Raw genomic sequence first — 23,845 nt, forward strand, 5'->3', positions numbered from 1 at the left:
AAATCTAATGAATATCTTAAAGTTAATTCACCAATCTTCCGCTTGGCAACGTGTGCTAATTGGCATGATCGCTGGCATTATCGTTGGGCTATATTTTGGTAAACAGGTTTCCGCACTCTCATATTTAGGAATAATTTTTCTAAACCTAATTAAAATGGTCACTATACCATTAATATTCTTCACCATTATTTACGGTATTACCAGTATTGATAGTTCTGGTGGATTATATAGAATCAGCATCAAAGCAATAGCTACTTTTATTCTTACAGCTTTCATGGCGGTATGTGTCGGTTTAATAACTGCTAAACTGCTACAACCTGGACATAATGTTGACCTAAGTATATTAATTAATAATGCCCCACCCAATTCACAAGCACAATCTCTAATAGATATATTAATAGGCATAATTCCGACTAATGTAGTGGCAAGTTTAGCAGAAGGTCACATTTTACAAGTTATAGTCTTCTCATTTTTTGTTGGTGTTACGTTACATACCAAGCGTGATAGCTGTCAAGATCTGATAAAAATATGCCACCAAATCTCTAAACTATTATTTCAAATGATTGAAACAATAATGCGGATTGCTCCTATCGGCGTTTTTGGTTATATCGCTGCCATTGTCGGTAATGAAGGAATTACTATATTATTTACTATGGCTAAGTTAGTACTAGCAATTTTTGTTGGCTGTATTATTCAATATATTTTATTTGGGGTAATGATTTTATTATGGGGCAAAATGTCACCAATGCCATTTTACCGTAAAATGCTGGAACCACAGTTATTAGCTTTTTCTACCAGTAGCTCCAAAGCAACGTTAGTGCCGTTAATGAAAGTAGCTGAATCACGACTTGGCATTTCAACACAGAATAGCAAGTTTTTATTACCATTATCTGCTGCTCTTAATATGGATGGCGGTGCTATCTATCAATCAATTTGTGCCGTATTCTTCAGTCAGGCCCTAGGTATTCACCTATCGTGGGCAGATTATGGTACCTTAATAATAATGTGTACAATTGCATCTATTGGTGGTGCCGGTATTCCTGGCGGAGTATTATTATTTTTAGGAATGGTATTACAATCAGTAGGGATACCAATTGACGGTGTATTAATCGTGGCTAGCGTTGATCGTATCTTGGACATGGTTACCACCATGATTAATGTTACTGGTGACGCTTGTGTAACTTTACTTATTGACCGCTCGGAAAATACGTTGGATAAGAAAATTTATGATAGTTAAGTAATAGGTTCATAAAACATTTTAATTATTAACTGGAGTTATTTTTTATACGTCAAAAGCTTGACGTAACTTCAAGCTGAATAAAACAGGAAAAATGGTGCCGCTACCCTTGACTATTGATATTATTATGTTATTTTATATCTTCCAGGTGCTACAAACACCTTAAACCACCGGCGGTTTGATTCCGCCGTAACATAAGGACTCCTACGGCTTTTAAGCCAGGAGTCCCTCTACCATACAACAATGTCTTTGGCATGAAAGTAGAGGGGCATGACCGGTGGCATGTTTTGTAGCTCCTGGCACCAATTTTATTAAATTGAGTAGGAGTACATATTGTGGAATATAATTTTATTGCCGACCTTCTTGCGAAGTTTGCCGCTTGTTCTGATCTAATCAAAGCAGTAATTATTATTAATATTGGCGTAATGTTTGTCAGTTTGCTATACTTTATCAAAGAGAGTATCACCGAATTTATTAAATCAAGTAAAGCGAATAATTAAAAGTGTACATTTAAAAGTGTACATAATGGAAAATATTAAAAATCATGACAATACTTAATACACACAGTAGTAAAAAATCTGATTGCACACGGTTGGACAGAGAGTCAAGCAGAAGCCATGACTGATCTGTTCTGTCAATACGCTACTAAGGATCAGTTAGACGAAATAAAGCAAACTATGGTTACTAAAGCTGAGCTTAAAGCTGAAATTATGGAAGTAAAAGCTGAGATTATTAAAATGGAAAATAAAATCACTGACATCAAGTTTGATTTATTAAAATGGACGATGCCGATGTTTATGACTACCATAGGGTTAATGGTTTCAATTCTGATCAAAATGACTTAGTTTATTAAGCTGATTCAACTGTTTCAACTATAAATCTCTGATCCTCACCGTCATTGAGTAACGCGCTTCTTTACTAAAGTTAAGACACTGGCTAATTGAATCAATAATATCATCATTTTTAGAGTTAGGAAAATTTAATAATTCCTGTAATAAAACGCTATTAAAACTTGATTTTTTAGGGATTAATATTTTACTAGCCTGAAACATAGGTACCACCGAAGCAAATCTAGTAACTTTATCCAACTTTGGCTTGATGGCGATAATGTTCTTGAAACCATTAAATTTAAAATCCTGAATAATCTGTTGACCACTGGCTCTATCTTCAACCAAAATAAATTTTGGTTGATATTTTCCTGCTAATTGCTCAATATTTTTTTTTAAATCTGGATATGTTAATTTAGCTCGTAACATTGATACTAAATAATATATATTCTCAATTACCCCATAAACTGTACAAACACTATAATCTGCATTTTCCGAGACTTTGATTGCCGTATCCCAACTTTGAATAAAATAATCAAAACGATCAGGGATAGTCTCATAGAAATGAATATCCTCTAATGCCAGTAATGAGTATTTCTGTGGGATTGGCTCTTGCAAATATTGCGCTGCAAAGGCTTGTAAGCCAATTTCCTGCTCAAGCTTCAATAAATGTTCCGTTTGATCTCGTTCCTGGTGTAATACTTCTCCTGCTAAAAATTCATATTCTTTATTATTAATGTAAAATTTAATATTCTCGCTAGCCTTAACCGGAATTTTTAAATGCTCCCAATGATCACTATTACTCAATAAATGCCCGGATAAATCTTCACTATGTAATCTTTGCATTACCAGGATAATTGCACCATTATTTTTGTCATTAAGTCTAGTAATAAAAGTTTGTTCAAACCACTCAATTACTCGATGACGCAGCTTCAATGAATTAACTTGCAATGGATTATGAGGATCATCGATAATTAAAAAATCCCCTCCCTCACCGGTCGCGGAGCCACCAACCGAAGTGGCAAATCTAAAGCCATTAGCATCAGTCAGAAATTTACTTTTCTGATTATGCTTCTTACTTAAGGTAGCTTGTGGAAAAATTTGCTTATACCAATCAGAAGACATTACCAACCGACAATCCATGGAATGCTTGATACTCAATACTTGGGAATAGCTAGCCGCCATAATTCGTTTTGAAGGGTCATGGCCGAGCACCCAAGCCGGCCATGCAACGCTGATGCATAATGATTTTAAACCTCTTGGCGGCAGATTAATGATTAATCTTTTAATCTGCCGATGATGTACTGCTTCCAGATACTCTGCTATCAACTCAATATGCCAGTTTGATTTATATTCCGTACCTGGATTAACGCTATTAAAAACCTTGTTAATAAAGCTACAAAAATCCTGACGCAATATCGCTTGTAACAGACTCTCTGAATATTGCACTATCAATCTTTTTTAGAATATTTATTCAAGAAATACTCTATAATTTCCTTATCTGCCGCCGGCATTATAGTTTTAACATTTAGTGATTCTTCCTTGCTGACCTTGTTTAACTGAATGATCAAAGTAACTAATTTATTCAAAGTATCAGTAATATTCTTTTTTACAGTTAATGCGCTTTTAGATTTATTCAGACGCAATTCATCTAATTCATCTTCAAGCATTAGCACTAACTTTGCAATAAAACTATATAGTTTCGAGACTGTTGGTTGAAGCATGATGTACCAATATTTCACTGTTTATAGTTATTACGAATTCTCCTAGCTTAATTAATCCCGTAATAATTCCCGCATTAACAATTGATCGCCGCCTTCAATACTCTCAAGCCCAAAAAAACTTCTTTTTTCATTAATCGTCATAAAATCCGCGCTAGCAATTTTTGCCCATAAATTTTCACGTTTCTCGGTTAATGCCGAAATACTATCCCGATCAAAATCAATAATGATTTCATCCTGATACCAATGTGAAAACCAATTGCCTAAAGCATCAGCTAATTTATCCAGCAGTGGAATTAAAGTTTCTTCCCATAACGCCAAACGTGCTTCTTGCATATTACTATAAGTATTATCACCACTGATACCAAGCAATTGCGGAGGAACACCAAAAGCCAAAGCGATTTCTCTAGCTGCCGAATTTTTTAATTCAATAAAATCCATATCTTTTGGACTAATACTAATTTCTCGCCAATCAAGCCCTCCTTCCAATAACAAAGGTTTACCTGCATTACGACTATTAGTAAATTTTTCGTATAGCTGCTCCTGCAAGCGAGCAAACTGTTCATCGGTTAGATATCCTGATCCATCTTTCATGATCAAAGCACCACTCGGTCTGGCACCATTTTTCAATAATGAATTATTCCAGCTAGTGGCATGCTGATGTAATTCTATATGCGCACTTGCTGCCGATAAGCATGATAGACCATAATATTTATTAGTAGGATGATAATTCTTTAAATGTAATATTTTACTTCTTCGACTTATTTGATCAATAATATAGGTTTTTGTATGAGTACTGGTGTTATATTTATAACTAACTGCTACATTCTGGTTCGTGACAACCTCAATAGCAGCAGCAGGCAACAAATATATTTCATATGGTGGCGAATCATTAGGCGCTGCCGATAAAATATAAGCATTACCATATAATAACTTACTGGCAATGACCTCACTAAAAAAATCCGCTCCGGCTTTTTCAGGGTTCGGTCGATGTAGCAGTCGATAAACCGGATGATCTTTACTAGCTCTTGTGTTGCGATGATCTTTATTAACTACTAAAGGCACATGTCCAGCTGACTGAGCAATTAAATTAACACAACGGTAAACTATAACATTTTTATGATAAGCCTCAACGCCAATTGCTCGATCAGCAAATCCTTCATAATTATATGCCAAATCTATCAGATTATGTGACTTATGGACTTTAGGTTTAAAAAATTTTTTTAAGTAACTTTGAATCATTTAAGTCATATTTTTGTTCAAAGTGTGTTTATATCATGAATTATGTTAGCCACTAATACTTAATGCATAAATATCTTTGCAAGTTTTGAAATTTTGCAATACAATAAATATGTTAATATGGTGATATATAAAATGTCAGTTCAATTACTCGAATTATTGTTTTTTGCCGGTATAGCTTTTTTAATCATAAATAAGTTAATTTCTACGCTTGGCACTACATCTGATGACGATCCGGCTAAACGTAATTCTTATTTTGGTGAAAATGCTTCACTAAAAGATGTTACTAATACTACCGTAAATTCCACGAATAGCGCAGGGATAATAAAACCCAATTTCCTAAAAAAGAAAGTGCCGGATACTATTGTTAATCTTCCTGAGCTGATCATAATGGATAATGAACAGGCGATAATTCAGGGATTAACTGAGTTGCGCGATCGTATGCCATCTTTCAACCCAGGTAATTTTCTACGTAATGCAAAATCTGCGTTTAAAATGATCATAGAAGCTGGAGTCAACAATAATACAACAATGTTAGAAGAACTGGTTGATAAGAGATATTTGTCTCTATTTTCTGATATAGTATCCAGTTATGGTAAAATTCAGGAAACTACTAATCTAGAAGCTAAAATTTCAGAAATTTATATGTTTGGTAATAATGTTTTCATTAAGGTGATATTTAACGGCACTGAAGTAACCAATAACATTGCAAATTTATATGAAGAATGGACTTTTAGTAAGAGCCTTATTGCCATGAATAATAATTGGTATCTTAATAATATTGAAAGATTGCAATAAGTTTGTCCATGTCATCACGAGGAGTCGTTAGGCTCCGTGGTGATCCAAAAATCAGCTCAAGTAAGAGAAAGACGTATCTTAAGACTTGATTGCTTCGATTTTTAATAAAATCTCGCAATGATGATTTTTTCTAAAAACCGTGAACGCCACGCTCATGAAACTGACACTAATTTATCTTATCAAATTTTATCAGTTCTTTATTTCTCCATGGTTAGGTAAGAATTGTCGTTTTTACCCTTCCTGTTCTGAATACGCAAAAGATGCAATTATGGTACATGGTTGCTACAAAGGTGTGTATTTAGTACTATATCGAATTATCAGGTGCCAACCATTATGTAATGGTGGCTATGATCCAGTACCACCATTACCATCACTTGATCAAGATAATCACAAAAAGTAATCTAGATTCTATGGCTAATAATTCTAACGTCACAGGTCACAATTTAATCAAATCTTTACTAGATTCTATACCAACTTTACCTGGTATATATAGAATGCTCGATTGTAATCAGCAGATTTTATATATTGGTAAAGCCAAGAATCTTAGAAAACGTCTGGCAAATTATACTAAACATGATTTAACTACTAAAATAACGATCATGATTGCCTTAATAAGTGATATTGAATACACAATTACAAGTTCGGAAGTTGAAGCTTTATTACTTGAAGCGCAATTAATTAAGAAATGGCAGCCCAAATTCAATATTTTACTCAAAGATGATAAGTCATTTCCTTACATAAAGTTACGGTTAGATCATGATTATCCGCAATTGATAAAATATCGTGGACAAGATTTAACTAATGGTAAATTTTTTGGACCTTTTACTTCTTCCAGTCAAATTGATATAACGCTCTTAGAATTACAAAAAATTTTTAAACTAAGGTCATGTACAGATAATTTCTATGCCAATAGAAAACGTCCATGCCTGCAATATCAAATTAAACGTTGCTACGCTCCTTGTGTCAATAAAATTTCAGCACCGGATTATGCTGATTTAGTGCTCCAAGTTCAAGATTTCTTATGTGGCAAAACTCAACATTTACAACAACGATTAGCACAAAATATGGAAATATTAAGTGCTAATCTGAATTTTGAAGCAGCAGCAGAAATCAGAGATAGAATCAAAGCACTAAGTTATATCCAGCTTAAATCAGGAGCCACCATTAATGAAGATGTTGATATAATTGCCATTGCAGAGATTCATGGTCATTATTGTATTGCAGTGTTTTTGTATCGCGGTGGCCAAAGCTGCGGAAGTAAATCGTATTTTCCATATATTCCTGAGTATAGTAATAAGGTTGAGGTACTAACAGCCTTCCTCAGTCAATTTTATCATACTCACTCGCCACCAAAAGCAATAATCTTGAGTGACGCTATCCCACAATCAGGATTACTTGCAGAAAGTATCAATAAGTTACACCAAACTAAATCAATTATTATAATCCCTAAAGGCGGCATTAAACGTGATTTAGTATTAAATGCTTACACTAATGCACAGCTGGCGCTAGAACAAAATATTCAAAAATCTATCAAACATCAGACAATCTTTGCAGAAATCAGGCAACTATTTGGATTAAAAATTGTTCCTGATCGTATTGAAGTTTATGATAATAGTCATATTATGGGTGAATTTGCGGTTGGCGCTATGATAGTGGCGACTCCTAATGGTTTTGATAAAAAAGAATATAGGTTATTTAATATTTCACAGCTAAAATCTGCTGGTGATGCCAAAATAGGTGATGACTATCAAATGCTAAGAGAAGTCATGACACGTAGATTAACTCGTCTACGTAAAGATCACACAAAAATACCAAGCTTAATCATTATCGACGGTGGTAAAGGACATTTATCGGTTGTCCAAAAAATCATGCACGAATTCAACTTATCTATACCTTTCGTTTGTATGTCTAAAGGCTTGATTAGAAATGCCGGGCACGAACAGTTTCATTTACCAAATCAAGAATCATTTACTTTGGATAATCAGACATTATTAATGAAATATCTTCAAATATTACGTGATGAGGCTCATAATTTTGCAATTAATGCGCATCGAGCCAAACGTTCAAATGCTATTAGAATATCTAAATTAGATGATATTCCTAACATTGGACAAATAAGAAAAAAAGCCCTACTTAATTATTTTGGTTCATATCAGACTATCTGTGAAGCAACTATTGATCAATTATCACAGGTACCTGGCATTAATCGCAGAGTAGCAACCACTATATTTAACAACTTACATCTATCTTCTTAGGTTTATTTATGATAAGGATGATTGGTTAAAATTGTTTGGGCTCGATAAATTTGTTCAAGCAAAATAACTTTTGCCAATTGATGAGGAAAAGTCATAGTTGATAAACTAATTTTATTATCTATCGTCTCTAATATTGAAGCATCAAGACCAAAAGCTCCCCCAATAATAAAATCTATACCATGTATTATCTGGCTATCTATTAAACCAGCAAAATCATAACTTGAAAGGCTTTTACCATTACTATCCAAAATTATTCTGGATGATTTATGGCGATAACGCTGAACAATTAATTTTGCTTCAAATTGCTTAATTTGTGTTGTCGGTAATTTCTGTGAGTAGGTAATTTCTGTTGAGTTTATTCGCCATCTAATCATTTTCTGATAATCATCAGCAATATGTTGATAATTTTCTGATAATTTCCCTATTGAAATAATATGTATGATTTTACCCATTACTTTGAGTATCAGCTCTCAGTATGAAATCTAATATTAGGTACCTTCAAATAATGTACCACAAGTTTAGTGATAAAGGCACCACTAGCAATAAGAATAACCATATATCTGATAGTATCAGGATTTGGATTATGTGCATTCATATCTAAAAATATACTAAACACTAACCCCCACAATATAGCTATTTCAGCATTAAACCCTCCAGAGATACAAGAAATAATCCTATCCTGTCTTAATAAATCTCTTAAAATTCCACCACCATTTGAAGTCAAGAAAGCAAAAAATGGTCCCCATAACTCAACCGGTTCTATCCTCATCATAATTACTACGGAGACTCCAATTACTATCATTGCAGCTTGTCCCATAGCATCACATACTATCAGTAAATTAGTCCAGAATTTCTGTATAAAACTATCAGCAGCAGAATTATTATTATAATAATTAAGTAATCTTACTGCAGCAAAACCGATAACCACAACAATCAATATATAATACATATATGATGGCGTCAGAATAATGCCAACTGTTTCTCGATTTACTATAACATCACGCATAATTCCACCACCTACTGATGGCAGCATTGCCAACAAAAAAGTACCAAATAAAGTTAAATTTTCTTTAGCTGCTATTGCAATTCCTGAAATTGCAAAAGCTATAGTACCAATCATACCTACCATATAAAACCACTGTGAATCGATAGTTTGTAGTAATAATACCGGATATACATAATTTTTTACTATATTTTTATATTCAGGACTGATAACAAATTTTTGAATTTCCTGATTAAAATGATCAACTAATTCTAGTGGTACAGTTTGTTTACTAAACATGAAATGAATTGGTGTTTTGATATTTAACTGGATCTCACGTACTTTATCTCCAGCACCACGGTTTAAAATTATAGCTGCACCAACAACTCGATCAGCCATAAATCCATCAATTTCACCACGCAACAATGCTCGTAATGACTCTGTATCATTTTCATATTGAAACAATATATCACTATTTGCATTATCTGCTATAAATTCATTAATCTTTGCATCAGCATAGATAAAACTTTTAGTTACTCCCAAACGAAAATTTTGCAGTCTTATCTGTGCTAAATACTCTGAAATATTATAAAAAACTAATTTCTTTTCTGTACTCTTTAACACAAATAAAGAATTTTCTTCAAATCTATAAGGTATAGAAAAATATACGAATTGTGATCTTTCTTCAGTATAAGTTGCGCCAGCAGCCCTGTCTCTTTTACCTTCTTTAAGCTCCCTTTGATGCCTAGTCCAGGTAATAGGATCATATTTGATCTCGACACCCACCCGCTCTGCTATAGCCTTACCAAGTTCTATATCCATACCTGTCAATGTATAACCACCGGAGGTAATTCGATTAAACTGATAGGGCTCCCATAAATACCAACCGTTGGTCAACACTTGTTTATCAGAAGCATCTATACATTTATCCAAGCTAATATCCTGGAGAGTAGCAGGAGGCTTTGCGGCGGCAGAGTACTCTGCAATAGCAAAGATAGTAAAGGACGGTAATATAACGAGAAACAATACTACAATTTTAATGTATTTAAATAATAGCACTCTCTTATAAACAACTACTGCGAGAAGTTTAAGAAACACAAATTTCAAGAATTGTCTAATATTGATCATAGTTTATGATTAAATAGAAATTTGCTAAATTACATTTTTAAAGATGCTGTTTATCTCAAAAGCTTGTTCAGAATAGCTAAACAATCAGATTATTGAAATTGCAGACGCAAAACAAACAAAATCACTATGTAGTAAATAAAATAGATGATACTTTTGTTGTTCTCGGCACAATTAATGCAGTTTTTGCACCAAGAGCTCTCCGTCATGAAATTTAACACTAAATTTATTATCAAGAATAGCTTCTTGTCGCGATGATACTATTTTACCATCCTCAGTTTTAATCATAGTAAAGCCACGCCTTAATGTATTATTATAATCTAAACTTGACAATAATTGGGAATTTAAATGCAGTTTATAATTATAATTATCAAAAATTTTATTAAATGATCTCGTCAGATTATCATGTAAATTATTTAGTTGTAATGAACAATAATCAATATAATGCCCCGGATTTAGCCGATTTATAGTTAACTGAGTAACAATACTGGACTTGAATTGCAATAAATTTGGCATAGACTCTAGCAATCTTAAGCCTAACTCATCAACTTTTTGTGCACCAGTTTCTATATAATATGTAGGATAACGCAGTATCTTAACATAACTTCCAATAACCTGTTGTTGATATTTTAACAACTGAGTTATACTATTTAACAGCCTATTATAGTGCATTTTTAAAGTATAATGTAAGTCGGTAGCTACAGGTACAGCAAATTCTGCTGCAGCGGTAGGCGTAGGAGCTCTCTTATCAGCAGCGAAATCTATAAGCGTATAATCAGTCTCATGACCTACAGCAGAAATGATAGGGATGTTGGAAGCAACTGTACTTCTTACTACTATCTCCTCGTTAAATGACCATAAATCTTCAATTGAACCACCGCCTCTAGCAACAATAATTACATCTGGTTTATACTCATCATCCAAATTATTAAAACCAGAAATCGCTGATGCAATTTCAGCTGCCGAATTTTCTCCCTGTACAGTAACCGGCCAAATAATAATACTCGTCGGCAAACGATTAACAATACGATGAATAATATCTTTAATGACTACTCCAGTAATTGAGGTAACAACTCCTATTCTTTTAGGCATGAAAGGCAAAGGCTTTTTATTTTCTATAGCAAACAATCCTTCTTTTGCCAACTTTTCCTGACGCTGCGTTAAAATCTGCATCCATAAACCATCACCAGCAGCGTCAATTTTTTCTACAGATAATTGATAACGTGATTGCCCTGCATATGCAGTAACTTTTCCTGTAGCAATAACTTCCATACCGTCTGCAAGCGGCACTTTGAGTTTTGCTAAAGTTGGACGCCAGCAAGTACAACCAAGAACAGCTAAATGATCTTTTAAATTAAAATAAGCATGACCAGAACTAGCAATTTTTAGCCCAGAGATTTCTCCTCTAATTCTAACTACGCCCAGATTAAGTTCTAGCAATTCCTTAATGATATTTGAGATCTCATTTACTGAAAATTCTTTTAAGGATTGAGAATTTGTTAAACTATTGGCTAACATGGTCTATCTTAAATATATCAATTAAATAAGAATTGCTTGATCTGAGATAAGGGCTTTACCTGAAGCAATCCAGTTATCATATGAGTTTTTTCTGGATTGTTTCAGACAAAACTTCTTCATTGCGAGCCGTCGTTAGACGGCATGGCAATCCAGAAAATGATAAAAAGACTGGATTGCTTCAGGCGATGCCTTGCAATGACGGCTTGGTTTATATTATACCTCTCTCTTCGCTGAGTTTGTAAAAAAGGTATATTGATCTCACTTATCTTAACTTGACGTGTACGATTTGGTGAGCCCCTCTCAGAGGATAATTAATAACAAATTTTATTTTTTACGCCAATCATCTATACTCCTAAGTTTTCTAGTCGTAGGTATTTCTTCCTCAGCATTCTTAGGTTTATATTCAGGCATATTACTTTCTTTACGTTGCTGGTTAATTCCATCTACATGTTTAGTAATTTCTTCTGCGATTTGAGCTTTACGTTCTTCAATCTTCTCAAGAATTTGATTACTATAGCTAAACTCATTAACTGTTTTTTTCAAATCTTCTACTTCTTTTTTAGCTTTATGTACATCTACAGTAATATCTTGATTATAATATTTTTCTAGTAACATTGGTAATTCTTCTGGTTTAATATCATCTCGCTTGTAATGATCTTTTAATAAATCATATTTTTCCTGATATACTTTCTGAATACTCTCCGCAGCCTTTTCATTCATTGCCTCATAATAATCCTCTTTACGTATATATCGATCATTATCTATTAATTCCTGGCGAATTTCGTAAGCTCTATTAATCATATCTCGTGATTGAGAATCTGTAGCTTTTTCACGCATAAATTTCTCGCCCATTAACACCGGGCTCTCTCCATTCTGACCTTCTTCTGCTAATTTATTACGAACATCATATTCAAGTTTTTTCCTGGATAATTCCTGATAATGATTTAACAACTCGGTATTACCAGAAGCCTCAAGTTTTGCTAAATATTCTGGGCGCAGAACATCATCTCCAGCACTTATTGTTGCCTTATCTAACTGCATCTTAAGTTCTTTATATTCCGTTTCTCGTTCCTGATCTCGCAAAGATTCATTATAAGTTCTAAGTCTAGGATCATTTAAATCAAAATCATGCCATACCGCTCCTACTTCTCCAACTCTATCTTTACCTACAACCGCAGCCATAGCATCTCTCTTTAACCCTTCATACCCTGAATATAATTTTTCTCCGATACTGCGACGCTTGGCAGTTTTTAATTTTTCACGCTCCTCTATACGATTATTAAGTTCTTGCATACTACGTAGCGCAGAAAATCGCTTACCAATAAGGCCCACTCCACGCTTTGACATTTCTTGGTGTGCATTAACATATGCTTTTTTGAAATCTTCAGTCGCCTTAGCATTAGCAGACAAAGTTCTTAATGACTCACCCTTCTCGGGTTTTAACAATTTATCTACCTCGGCTTTTTGATCTTGGTTTAACTCATTATATTTCTTGCCTTTAAACTTTAATCCCGCAACATCATTATTAACATCATTAAAGCTTTTGTTCGCTAAAGTTTTAATCTTTTCATCTAAAGCTTCCTTACTTAGCTTACCTTCTGTAAGACCATTGTTAATTTCAGTCATTTGTTTTTGTAAGGCTTCTTTATACTTTTGTGGTGCATCTGCAAATGCAACTACATCCTTCTGTTCCATACCAGTAGTTTTTTTCACCTCCGCTAACACTGCCGCATTAGCAGATTTTGGATCAAGAGCTTTGTTCGCCAACCTAGCCTTTTGCTTATTTTCATACCAACCAGCAGCAGCATTAGAAGCCATATCTGGTATTCCTTTTACTGCTTTTGCCGCCTTAGAAGCCGTATCAAAGGCTTTATTTACCGCAGGTATCTTCCTTAAAGCTCCTTCAACCTTATCACCAACAAATTTACCGGTAGATTTAACCATTTCACCTACCCCTTTAGCACTCTCATGCCCAACACTCTGCACATTTGTTAAATTTCCGGAAGTATTAGACAAGAATTTTGCTACTGATACACTAATGCCGTTAAATTTCTGTAATAAATACACCGCCACAAAAATTAGTAACAAACCATCAAATTGAACAAAATTCCCTTGAAAAAAGTTACTAATTCTATCCTCATCCTTAATAGGATCAAGGAATGGTAAATCTACATATCTCTTTTCAACACAAGCGTAAGCTTCACAAAATGTGCCATCATCCTTTTCATAATCCTGCGGCACTGGAATTGGCACTTGATCAGGACGAGGACTCGGCCATTCTCCTGGTTCTGGAAACCACCAATAAAATATCGAATTCCCAATACTAAGATCCAAACTTTCAGTGAAACTACCAAATAAATCTCCTATGGGTCCCAAATTTGGAAAATCATACTTACATACTCTAAATCCCAAAGAAGAATATAATTCTGCTCTAATTATCATTGAAATAAACGCAAGACCGGTAAATAATATTATTGGTTGCAACGCGTATGATATTAATTGTTTTAGCCAATTTTCAAATAATGAACGAGTAACTTGAAATAACAGAAAGCATATAAAAATAGGCCCCATAGTAATAATCATTCCAATAGCTATTAACGCAGTCAGATAAATTACCGCCGCCTCAAACATCATCATAATTACGAAATATAATGCTATTAAGAATAATATAATGTAAATAAAACCACGCCAATCAATAAAAAGTAAAGACCATAATTTAGCCATAGTCTGAGGAGCAGTCATCAACCCTATCAAACTTGATGATCCAGGTCCGCTTGCACCAGCTTCCTGAATAATCTGTAATATTTGTTCTACTCCACCAACAAAATAGACGAATAAATAATTATTAAAAAACGACCAACCATATTCCGCACTTAACAACGCTGAAACAATACTAAATTTCACTACCCTAACTATTAGCTCTGTATGGGTAATATTGATATTACCGGCTAAAAATGATAAAGCTGTAAACATAATATATAAAGATAACATAGCTGCTACAGCTAAACGATATCCAGGATTCTTAATAATGTTTAGATAGATGTTTCTAATTAGACCATATTCTTTTTTATTACCATTATCGTATACATTAAGCGTAGGATCGTTTTGCTTGAGAGACTTACTAATATCTGAATAACTCTTACGATCTAATCCATAACTAGTACCGCTAGTACCAAATAAATTATTTTTTACCAATAGAGTTAAAAATTGGATAGGATCAGGCCTATTATCACTTATACCAGATTTTATTACTACCCTATACTGCCCATTATTATCATCGTAAAATTTATCTAAAATCTTAAAAAATAACTGACTATCCGCATATTCCTGTTTTTGATTTCCTGACCCTTGGTATTTATAGACAATGCCACCAGCTTTTCTAGTTTTACCAGTCTGACTCACATCATAAAGACCATAACCTGAAGTAGGTTCTCCTAGATGAAAAGTAATACCTTCTGGAGAACGTTGAGAAGCAAAAGAGAGATTAGGGTCAGTACCTCTCCTAGCAATTAAAGCATAAAGACCAACTCCGTTTTTAAATAAACAAGGTGCATTGCCAATTCTAGCATCCTTAGTGCTGGTGCACATTTTCCCATCAATAAAAGTACATTCCTGCAGCCTTTCACAAAATTTTGATAAAGTATTAAAATTAGTGTCCATACCATACCATGGACCCCAAGCAGATAATTCTGAAGCACGATTCTTATCTTCTCCATATTTCCATGTTTTAACAATCATAGTTAAAGGGCGGCCATTTACTCGATAACCACTATTAACCCAAGGAGCTACCTGATTACCTTGCACCTGTGAACTTAATTCTTCCGGTTTATACCTGGAAGAAACAGTAAATTTTTGAAAACCAAAATCATCGGAATCAATGCAACGATCTCCTGTACAAGCAGACAAGCACAGTATACAAAATAAAATAGAAAAGATTTGATTAATTTTCATCTTTACCACTACCTTTGCCTGAACCCTTTTCATCTCTTGATTGAAGTTTGTCAGAATAATTTTTAGACTTACCATCTTCTCGCGCACTATAATTTTGATCAATTACTTTATCTTTGAATACTGCAGCTGCTCGCTTAACAGTATTAGTAACCGGGCTTGCAACTTTTGTTAGATCATCCATTACTGACTGATTAGCAGTACCTGCTGCCTGTACATTTCCTTCCTGCCGTGCTGGCATTACATTAGTAAGCTGCGAGACCACAAGTGTAACATATTCAACTAATCCATATGACATTAAACAATATGAATAAAACAATAATGAAGACGTTACTAATTTCATAAATGAACCACTACTACTAATCACATCATTTATATTACTAGGCGTTGCTACCTCAGTAATAAAGAATGGAATACCTTCCAAGAAAGGTAGCTTAAATGAAAAACTTAATGGAATCCCTAGATGATTAAGGTCAAGGCCAATTTCAATCGGAATCAACCAACCCCAACAAGCTTTGGTAACTGCGCTAGCTAACTGAGTTGATATAATCTGATCTATCAGCAAGAAAAATATTAATAATATTGTTGGTTGAATCATATAACTAAATAAAGTAGACATCCAGTTATTGAATAAGCTTTTAGTTTGCTCAAACAACACAAAAGTAATGAAAAATGGCGCTAATGAAATCATTACTGCCAACCCTACAAATGCCAAACAATAGTTGATTATTACCTCAAGCACAGCTCTAAAATATAATAAGATTGAGTAAATAGTCATAATGGCAAAAAATGTTAGACCATTATGAATTTGTAATAATTGGATCAATAATAATCCCCAAATTCTACCATCTGTATATTTATCAAAGATTGGATCAATAAACCCAAAAATATTTCCAACTGAACTTGATATATCCACAACATTGGCCATCAGATAATCACTACCATATACAAACATGTTAAACAGATTATCATTAAAAAAGTTCCAACTATTTTCACCAAATAATATAACTATAATACTGATTTTAATTACCCTCATTACTATATCTGTGACTGTAATTTTAGTAGCTCCAGCCAAAAAGAATAACCCGTATAAAAGTATATATAAAATAAGCATTAACCTAGCAATACGTTGCAAAGTAGCATTAGTAACCAATTTGCTATAAAATTGTTTAGTCAATTTATTAAATTTTTCGCGTAAAGGAGTAATAGCTTTTTTATATACAATATCTGAGAACCATTTTGTTCCAGTATAATTTGCAAAATTGACAGTAATTGCACCTTGCACTTGCGAATTAGGATTAATAACTCGCAACCATAAATAACCTGCTTGTCCAGCATCAGCTCTAGTGGTTTGACTGACTCCTGAACCACTACTTGGGGCAGATAAAGAAGAAGAGATACCATATTCAACTTTTATAGCTGCTTGTTCTTCAAAACTCACACTCTGATCACCATTACCTATTTCAATCTGCATGGTATATCGGCCAAAATGTAAAAATTTTGCCGATAGGTCTGTTATTGATTGATTAATAAGATCAGATTTTAAATTTGATTCTTGCGAATACGTTTTCCAACCACTCATCAATTGTGAAGCCTTGGTAAACATATTGGAGATTGGCCATGAGGTAAAGGTTAAATCACTAGAGGTTTTAGAGCGATAATAGATAAAATCTTTATTATTGAAACTGGAATGCACAAAAATATCTTGCTCTTGTTTTACTACCTGTCCTCCAATCTTAATGCCCATTCCACGCCCTTTATCATAAAAACATAGAGATTGCGTATTATTAAAATCTGTTCCTAAAGCACAAGAATCTTGAAGATTACTTAACGGTGATTCATAAGGCCTACCCATCAATACATTATATATATTACCACTATTCTTATAAGTTCCATTATTACATATCACTGAACTATTGCCAGTACCTAAAAATTTGCACCACACACCTGCCGGAGCATAAATAATCTTATTATCCATACCAGCACTAACTGTATATGCTATTGATAAATACTCTCCTGGATCATCAAACTCGCTAGTGAATTTATCAGAATTAGTAAAATACCCTCCCTTATCAATAAGAGTTATATTCACTACATCACCAGCATATACAGGAATCCTTGGTCTACCGTTAAAATTAAAATAATCGCTGTAATCAGTTGTTCTTTGTTGAAACAACATCTCTGGTTTATTTTGATATTTGTCTAATTGGCCATTTTTAAACTGGTGAAAATCAGAAACATATTGACCTGATTGATAATCGTAAGTTTGAATAAATACCTGCGGCTGACTGAATCTAGGATCTATGCGATACATAACTTTATATTTCCGTGGACGCGTCTCTACTCCCTTAGTACTCCAATCAAATTTTATCATTTTACCATTCTCAACTTGACTGCCGGTGGGCACCCATATTCCAGACTGTGATAAGTTAAGAATTTTAGAACCATAATGAAAATTGCTAACCTCAGGAACTTCTAAGCACTTTGAAAATAAGCTTGCTAACCCAAGTAAACTAGTAGATAACCAACCAGGAACCGCAAGAGCTCTTATTGGAAATAATAAGCATGTGACTAATAAAATTAGCAAACTTATATTAGACTTAAGAGAAGAACCAAATTCACTAAGATTCAGACGCAATGAATTTAAATAACTCAGGACACTTATGTGACGATGCAAACTGGTCATTGCGAAATGCAAAGCCCGAAACAATCGAGTAAAACGAGTAACTATAACTGGATTACTTAGACCATAAATGGTCTCGCAATGACGATTGGTGTAAGCTCTTTTCCTTAATTTGTTACATATGCTTGTGTAATGACAGTTGGATTTTATGATAAGCGTTTGTGCACGTATATATAATACGCGCACAAACGCAAAACCCTTAAGGATTAAGATTTTTATAGTCTGCCTGATAAAATTACTATTACTTGCCATAGCTATTTTTTTGTTCCAACGTTGCTTGATGATGCTGCTCTCTCAGCTTTATCAGCAGCGTCTTTATTTTCACTTAAAGCTCCTTTTCTCTTAGCCCCACGTTCTTCAGCTGCTTGCTTATATCCATCTCTACTTTCTTTATCTAACCCAACTTTCTTTAACGCCCAATTTTCTATTGAGCCGGACATTGCATTACCAGCGCTTGTTGCTGAAGGGCCAGCAGTACCAGTTAATTTTACTACCATCTTGCTTGATAATTCTGCATATCCATACATACAATAAGCGATAATAACCAACGCTATCATATGCTGCAAATTTATACCCATCATCCCAGAACGATGATCAAATCCCCAAGGAGCAAACCAGTTGATACAAAATAATTCGACATCCGCAAAAGCCGGGCTAAAACCAGGGATGTTAGGAAATGGTAATTTTATTGGCAAAGCACATTTCCAACAAACACTATAGCCAACAGCAAAATCCAGATAAATTGTAAATAATTGAGTAAGAATAATGATCCCAGCCATCAGCACTACCGGCTCAACCATATATCTGAAAGTAAATCTAACCCAGTTATCAAATAGGTATTTAGTAAAATCAAATAACATAAAAGTAAGGAATAGTGGCGCAAGACCTATTAATACCGCTACCGATAAAAACGCCATTATATAAATAGCAATCGCTCTAAAAGTCGTGATAATTAAAATGGCTAATGCAATAACTACAATGATAAAATATAACATTCCGCTAATACCCATACCAATTAACGCCAGTAATTGAGCAAAAAAGGTTTGAGTAAAAAATATCTTACTCATCAATGCATCCATAAACATAAATGGATTTGTTATCTTATCACTAGTGGAAAACATACTAAATCCACTCATATTTGAAATTATTGAATCAGAGAATCCTGTAACAAAATCAAATACATAATTATTAAAAAAATCAAAGGTTTTATGACTCATTAATCCTGACACAAAACCGATCTTAATCACCCGCGTTACTAAATCTAACTGACTAATCTGAACCATTCCTAACAAGAACATCATCCCGTATACCATAATATACAAGCTTAATATGCCCTTAATATAAGTGAAAAAACTAATACATGATGAATATTCAGTAGCACCACCATCATAACAAGTCATGTTTTTAAAGACTTGTATCGACGCAGATTTGATCATATCTTTCATTTTCTCAAATAAAGGAGTCAAAATAAGTGCCGTAAACTGACCAGTAGCTTTTGAAGTAAAAAATTGCACTGTATATTGACCAAAACTCTCTGGATAATCTGCTGTGTTATTGTACACTCTCATCCACAAATAACCTTCAACACCGTCTGGTACTTTAATTTCTCCATTACCATCAGCATCAACTACAAGTCCCTCAGGAGTATAATTAACGCCATAATTAGTGCTAGATGATGAGCCAGAAGAGCTAGCTCCAATGAGACTACAAGCTATGGGTCCTGCAGTAGGATAATCTTTATATAGTTTAGCGGGATTACTAAAACATGAATAGTTGATAGTCTTACCTCCACCTGCATATGCAGTAATAGTACCATCAGGATATATCTTTACATCAGGCCCAAACGCATTGGTACTACCATTCATGATTTGTATAGTTCCATCAGCTTGAGTAACTGCACTATAGCCACTAGTATTAATACTATTGTCTTTAGGACCAAGATTTGGGCTATCTCCATATTTTGTTATAATATATTGAATCCGGCCACGATCAGTTGCTCCTGGATCAGTTAAACCTATACCATTAGTCCTACGACATTTAGTTTGTTTAATAGAGAAGACATAACCACCGGTGTCATTAGGAAGCTTTGTACTACGATCGTATAGTCGATATTGCAAATAGGCTTTATCTCCTTCCACATAAACATTATCAAAGATAGTACGAGTTTGCTCATCAATAATCTTTGCTACTTTGTAGTTACTACCTTCTGTGCTAGCACTAGTTGGACTTTCATTACCATCAAACCTATATAAAATTCCACAAGCATCACTTGCCGAACACCAAAACTTAGCTTTCGGTGGCTGCGATAAGTCAGCTGGATTAGAAAATGTTGCTGGAAAATTCGCAGGAAAGTCTCTGCAAATATAGTACGCTTGATCTGGTGGGGTTAAGTCACTATCTGGACCATCAGCTTTGTTACCATTAGGCAACTCATAACTACTCTCGCTAATTTCCCAGTGACCGCTAGGACCATGGCAAGTCATACCTAAAATAGCAGAATTTAATATATCTTTATTAGCAATAAAACCACTACCGTCAGATGAATATGAAGCAGGTCCAATTTTTGTCTCTAATTTTGGGTACACATCTACAGTAATCAGATTTCTTCTTGAGCCTACCTCTCCGTGATTAAAACATGGACCATCAGTACCAGTACAAATAGTATTGCTTCTCCACGAATTTCTACCCCAAATCACTGATTTACAATCACAATCATATCTTACATCACACGGTAAAGTACATTTTAACGGATATTTAACCCCATTATACGGCGAATATCTACCACATATAGGATTGTATTTGATACTACCATCAGAACAACTTGTGGATTCAAGCTGTTTTGTAAAAATATTAGTTGCCGTAGTATCTCCATCTTTACCTAAAGTCACTCGTATACGATCATTTCTATACATTTCAGTGATATTTCGCCATTCACCAAGGGTTGCACTAAAAATTAACGGCGTTGCTTCTTCATCTTCAACTCGTGGTATTGCTATTTTTTGATTATTTTTATCTAGATTGCTGGATGAACCCAAATTATTCTTTGGTAAATATGCTTTACAAAGGGAGACTTCTCCCTTAACTCTTAACTTAATAATTTGTCCAGATGAGACCGCTAAATTACTATTTAACCATTCGCCGTAATGTAGTGGATCCTTAGAGATTATTGCTTTACCATTAGAATCAGTGCTACTGGTTGAAGTGTAGTTACTATCCGCCCGTAAAGTTATGGTATTAGTAATACTATCTGCACTAACTTTCTTTTGACCATCCATAGAATATCTTTGAAAACAACCATCGGTAATTTTAACACCACCTATAGTTGCAAGAATTGCCATAATTAAGCATACAATTAAGGCAATAATTGCGGCACCAGCTAAAACTTTTAATAAACCTTGATTCATAATTTAACTTCTAAATTTTTAAGCTCCGCCACCGCCGCCACCGCCGCCACTGCCGCCGCTCATACCACCTTCACCACCGCCAATTTTATCCGACGCTTCTTCAGCGCCATCACCTTCACCTCCGCCTTCACCTCCGCCTTCTTTTTTATCGTCTTTTTTTACTGATTCAGCTAATTCTTTGGCAGCTTGTGGGTCTCCCTGCGAAGCTTTCACTGCATTTTTAATAAAATTGGCTGCCTTAATTGCTGTATCTACTACTTTCTGTGGGCTTGCAGTTACTGAGTCCATAATCGGTCCGCCGGTAATATCAGCAGCAAACTGACTAAACGATTTTGAGAAATGGTAAAAAATATAGGTAAATACAAATACATAAATCATATTCACCATTAATCCAAAAATATCTCTAACTGAATAAATTGGAAATAATATGACATTATACTTTTCCCATCCCTGACCAATGTAATATTTGAGTAATTTATATCCAGCACTATCTCTACATTCAGTAGGATTGCCCGCCGGTTCTCTTAACTCAAAAGTACTAAAATTAACATCACTTACTTTATAATCATGACGTTTAAATTGACAATTTTTATATATAGCTGAATCATACATTGTAAGTAGCAATGCTACAAACCCTGCCAATACTGCTGGTTGCAACGCGCAAGACAAGGTTACTTTCAACCATGAATCAAAATAACTCTTAGTTCTTTCAAATAAAGCCATGGTAATAAATATCGGCGAAATATAAGCCATAACATATAACGTAATTAAACATACTAGATAACTAGTAATAAATTGTAACATGATAGAAGAAAATATAATGACAAATACTAAACCACAAATGACAATAATAATGTTACCAGCCATAAAGAAACCAAACATTACTGCAAAAAAGGTCAAACCACCCACTGTTTTTAAAGCTTTTGTTCCATCTTTACCAGCAGACCCTAGCTGTATTGCATTTCCAGAGTCACCTGACGATGAATTAGAACCTGATAAAGAATCTAAAACCGAAGACATATTATATAATAATTGCATCCCAAGATAATAACCTATTCGACAATCTATAGCATCCCATAACGCAAAATACTTATAACCTTTCTCATATTTTGATTGATCAAATTCACACAAACCTTTTGAACCACCGCTACTAAAAACTATATAAGCAAAATCAGAAGTAGCACTGGCTAAAAATGGTAAAGCGAACTCTACCATCCCATTATTAGTAGTTAATTTACCTTCTTTAAAAAATGCTGGACCAAGCCCTACTGCAAAATAACTAATAAATAAAAATTTCAATATAAACATTGCTACTTTATCTAAATTGGCATATTCATGATTTAATACCACTTTAAAACCATAGAATATCACATATATAATCAAAGCTGCACGAATAGATGTTTTTAGAGCTTCTTGAAAAGTTGCAAATGGACTAAGCGAAGTTAAAGTTACTTCAGTTCCTGGTCTACAAGTGTTATATTGAAAAAACACCTTATCTAACGTTTCTTTTAAACAACTTACTGCCACTCCAGAAAAATTAAATAACGATTGGCTCTTAGAAGAACCATAACATGATTGCCCCACAGTTTTACAAGTATTATCATCGGCAGGTGGTGGGGGTGGTGGAAGTTTTGTTCCTTTACAAGCTACAGATAAACTGCCACGCGAGGTAGGCATAGTTAAACATATTATTGTATCCAGTTGTTGAACGGTCAGTGTTAGATCTCTTAATAAAGGGCTACCCCCCAATTCTGGATTAGTACTAATATTACCAAGCGTTTTAGAGTCACCAATTTTCATAGTAATAGGATTACAAATTGGCGTCGCACCTGGAGCATTCTTTAAACAAAATGTAAAATCAGCATTATTAATATCACATGCATTACTTACATATGTAGTCATATCAATATTACCAATTAAGTGCCCATACGCAGTATTAGTACGTAGATCATTATCAATATTAGAGGTAGGAATTGTCGTACATGAATCACCAAAATTAGCAAAAACCTCACAAGACAGCATTAACATGACAGCTATTGGCAACAAAAATTTTATATGACTTAGCAACCAACAAAAAAGCTTAGTAATAAACCCACACAAAATATTAC

At 34.2% G+C, this 23,845-nt stretch carries 16 protein-coding genes; 6 read left to right on the forward strand and 10 right to left on the reverse strand.

The genetic code is table 11. The annotated features are described in order from the left end of the window. Positions 1-7 precede the first annotated feature (7 nt). The 3 genes from Trichorick_RS01810 (at position 8) to Trichorick_RS01820 (ending at position 2,082) form a co-directional block, all read left to right on the forward strand. Positions 8-1,237, forward strand: a complete 1,230-nt coding sequence (locus Trichorick_RS01810) for a dicarboxylate/amino acid:cation symporter (RefSeq protein ID WP_323738555.1) — start codon at positions 8-10, stop codon at positions 1,235-1,237. Between the two features lie 335 nt (positions 1,238-1,572). After that, the gene (locus tag Trichorick_RS01815; RefSeq protein ID WP_323738556.1) at positions 1,573-1,737 is read left to right on the forward strand and encodes a hypothetical protein; all 165 of its coding nucleotides are present in this window, start codon (positions 1,573-1,575) and stop codon (positions 1,735-1,737) included. A gap of 117 nt (positions 1,738-1,854) precedes the next feature. Then, complete coding sequence (locus Trichorick_RS01820) at positions 1,855-2,082, forward strand: hypothetical protein (RefSeq protein WP_410250253.1); 228 nt, start codon at positions 1,855-1,857, stop codon at positions 2,080-2,082. A gap of 27 nt (positions 2,083-2,109) precedes the next feature. Here Trichorick_RS01820 and terL read toward each other — a convergent pair whose 3' ends face one another. The 3 genes from terL to Trichorick_RS01835 form a co-directional block, all read right to left on the reverse strand. Continuing rightward, on the reverse strand, positions 2,110-3,513 hold the full coding sequence (terL, locus tag Trichorick_RS01825) for a phage terminase large subunit (protein ID WP_323738557.1): 1,404 nt from the start codon (positions 3,511-3,513) through the stop codon (positions 2,110-2,112). 2 nt (positions 3,514-3,515) lie between these two features. Continuing rightward, positions 3,516-3,734 (reverse strand): hypothetical protein, encoded by a 219-nt coding sequence (locus Trichorick_RS01830; RefSeq protein WP_323738558.1) that lies wholly within the window; start codon positions 3,732-3,734, stop codon positions 3,516-3,518. A 105-nt stretch (positions 3,735-3,839) separates the two neighbouring features. Then, a complete protein-coding gene (locus Trichorick_RS01835; RefSeq protein WP_323738559.1) occupies positions 3,840-5,027 on the reverse strand; it encodes a phage portal protein in 1,188 nt (395 codons plus the stop codon). Between the two features lie 132 nt (positions 5,028-5,159). Here Trichorick_RS01835 and Trichorick_RS01840 point away from each other — a divergent pair, with 132 nt between their 5' ends. The 3 genes from Trichorick_RS01840 to uvrC all read left to right on the forward strand — a co-directional run bounded on the left by Trichorick_RS01840 (position 5,160) and on the right by uvrC (position 8,077). Then, a complete protein-coding gene (locus Trichorick_RS01840; RefSeq protein WP_323738560.1) occupies positions 5,160-5,822 on the forward strand; it encodes a TIM44-like domain-containing protein in 663 nt (220 codons plus the stop codon). A 154-nt stretch (positions 5,823-5,976) separates the two neighbouring features. Further along, on the forward strand, positions 5,977-6,222 hold the full coding sequence (yidD, locus tag Trichorick_RS01845) for a membrane protein insertion efficiency factor YidD (RefSeq protein WP_323738561.1): 246 nt from the start codon (positions 5,977-5,979) through the stop codon (positions 6,220-6,222). Between the two features lie 10 nt (positions 6,223-6,232). Next, on the forward strand, positions 6,233-8,077 hold the full coding sequence (uvrC, locus tag Trichorick_RS01850) for an excinuclease ABC subunit UvrC (protein ID WP_323738562.1): 1,845 nt from the start codon (positions 6,233-6,235) through the stop codon (positions 8,075-8,077). Between the two features lie 2 nt (positions 8,078-8,079). Here uvrC and Trichorick_RS01855 read toward each other — a convergent pair whose 3' ends face one another. From Trichorick_RS01855 to Trichorick_RS01885, 7 genes are all read right to left on the reverse strand, one after another. Then, the gene (locus tag Trichorick_RS01855; RefSeq protein WP_323738563.1) at positions 8,080-8,529 is read right to left on the reverse strand and encodes a 23S rRNA (pseudouridine(1915)-N(3))-methyltransferase RlmH; all 450 of its coding nucleotides are present in this window, start codon (positions 8,527-8,529) and stop codon (positions 8,080-8,082) included. An 11-nt stretch (positions 8,530-8,540) separates the two neighbouring features. After that, entirely contained in the window at positions 8,541-10,118 is a 1,578-nt protein-coding gene (locus Trichorick_RS01860) for a TRIC cation channel family protein (RefSeq protein ID WP_323738564.1), read from the reverse strand. A 240-nt stretch (positions 10,119-10,358) separates the two neighbouring features. Continuing rightward, the gene (gene xseA / locus Trichorick_RS01865; RefSeq protein WP_323738565.1) at positions 10,359-11,702 is read right to left on the reverse strand and encodes an exodeoxyribonuclease VII large subunit; all 1,344 of its coding nucleotides are present in this window, start codon (positions 11,700-11,702) and stop codon (positions 10,359-10,361) included. A 324-nt stretch (positions 11,703-12,026) separates the two neighbouring features. After that, entirely contained in the window at positions 12,027-15,653 is a 3,627-nt protein-coding gene (locus tag Trichorick_RS01870; protein WP_323738566.1) for a type IV secretion system protein, read from the reverse strand. Further along, positions 15,643-18,336, reverse strand: a complete 2,694-nt coding sequence (locus Trichorick_RS01875; protein ID WP_323738567.1) for a TrbL/VirB6 family protein — start codon at positions 18,334-18,336, stop codon at positions 15,643-15,645. Before Trichorick_RS01875 ends, Trichorick_RS01870 begins: the two co-directional genes overlap by 11 nt. A gap of 251 nt (positions 18,337-18,587) precedes the next feature. Further along, the gene (locus Trichorick_RS01880) at positions 18,588-21,737 is read right to left on the reverse strand and encodes a TrbL/VirB6 family protein (RefSeq protein WP_323738568.1); all 3,150 of its coding nucleotides are present in this window, start codon (positions 21,735-21,737) and stop codon (positions 18,588-18,590) included. 18 nt (positions 21,738-21,755) lie between these two features. Next, positions 21,756-23,765 carry a TrbL/VirB6 family protein gene (locus Trichorick_RS01885; RefSeq protein ID WP_323738569.1) on the reverse strand — a complete coding sequence of 670 codons (2,010 nt, stop codon included), beginning with the start codon at positions 23,763-23,765 and terminating at the stop codon, positions 21,756-21,758. Positions 23,766-23,845: the final 80 nt, after the last annotated feature.

The sequence above is a fragment of the Candidatus Trichorickettsia mobilis genome, from assembly GCF_034366785.1.
GTDB lineage: Bacteria > Pseudomonadota > Alphaproteobacteria > Rickettsiales > Rickettsiaceae > Trichorickettsia > Trichorickettsia mobilis_A.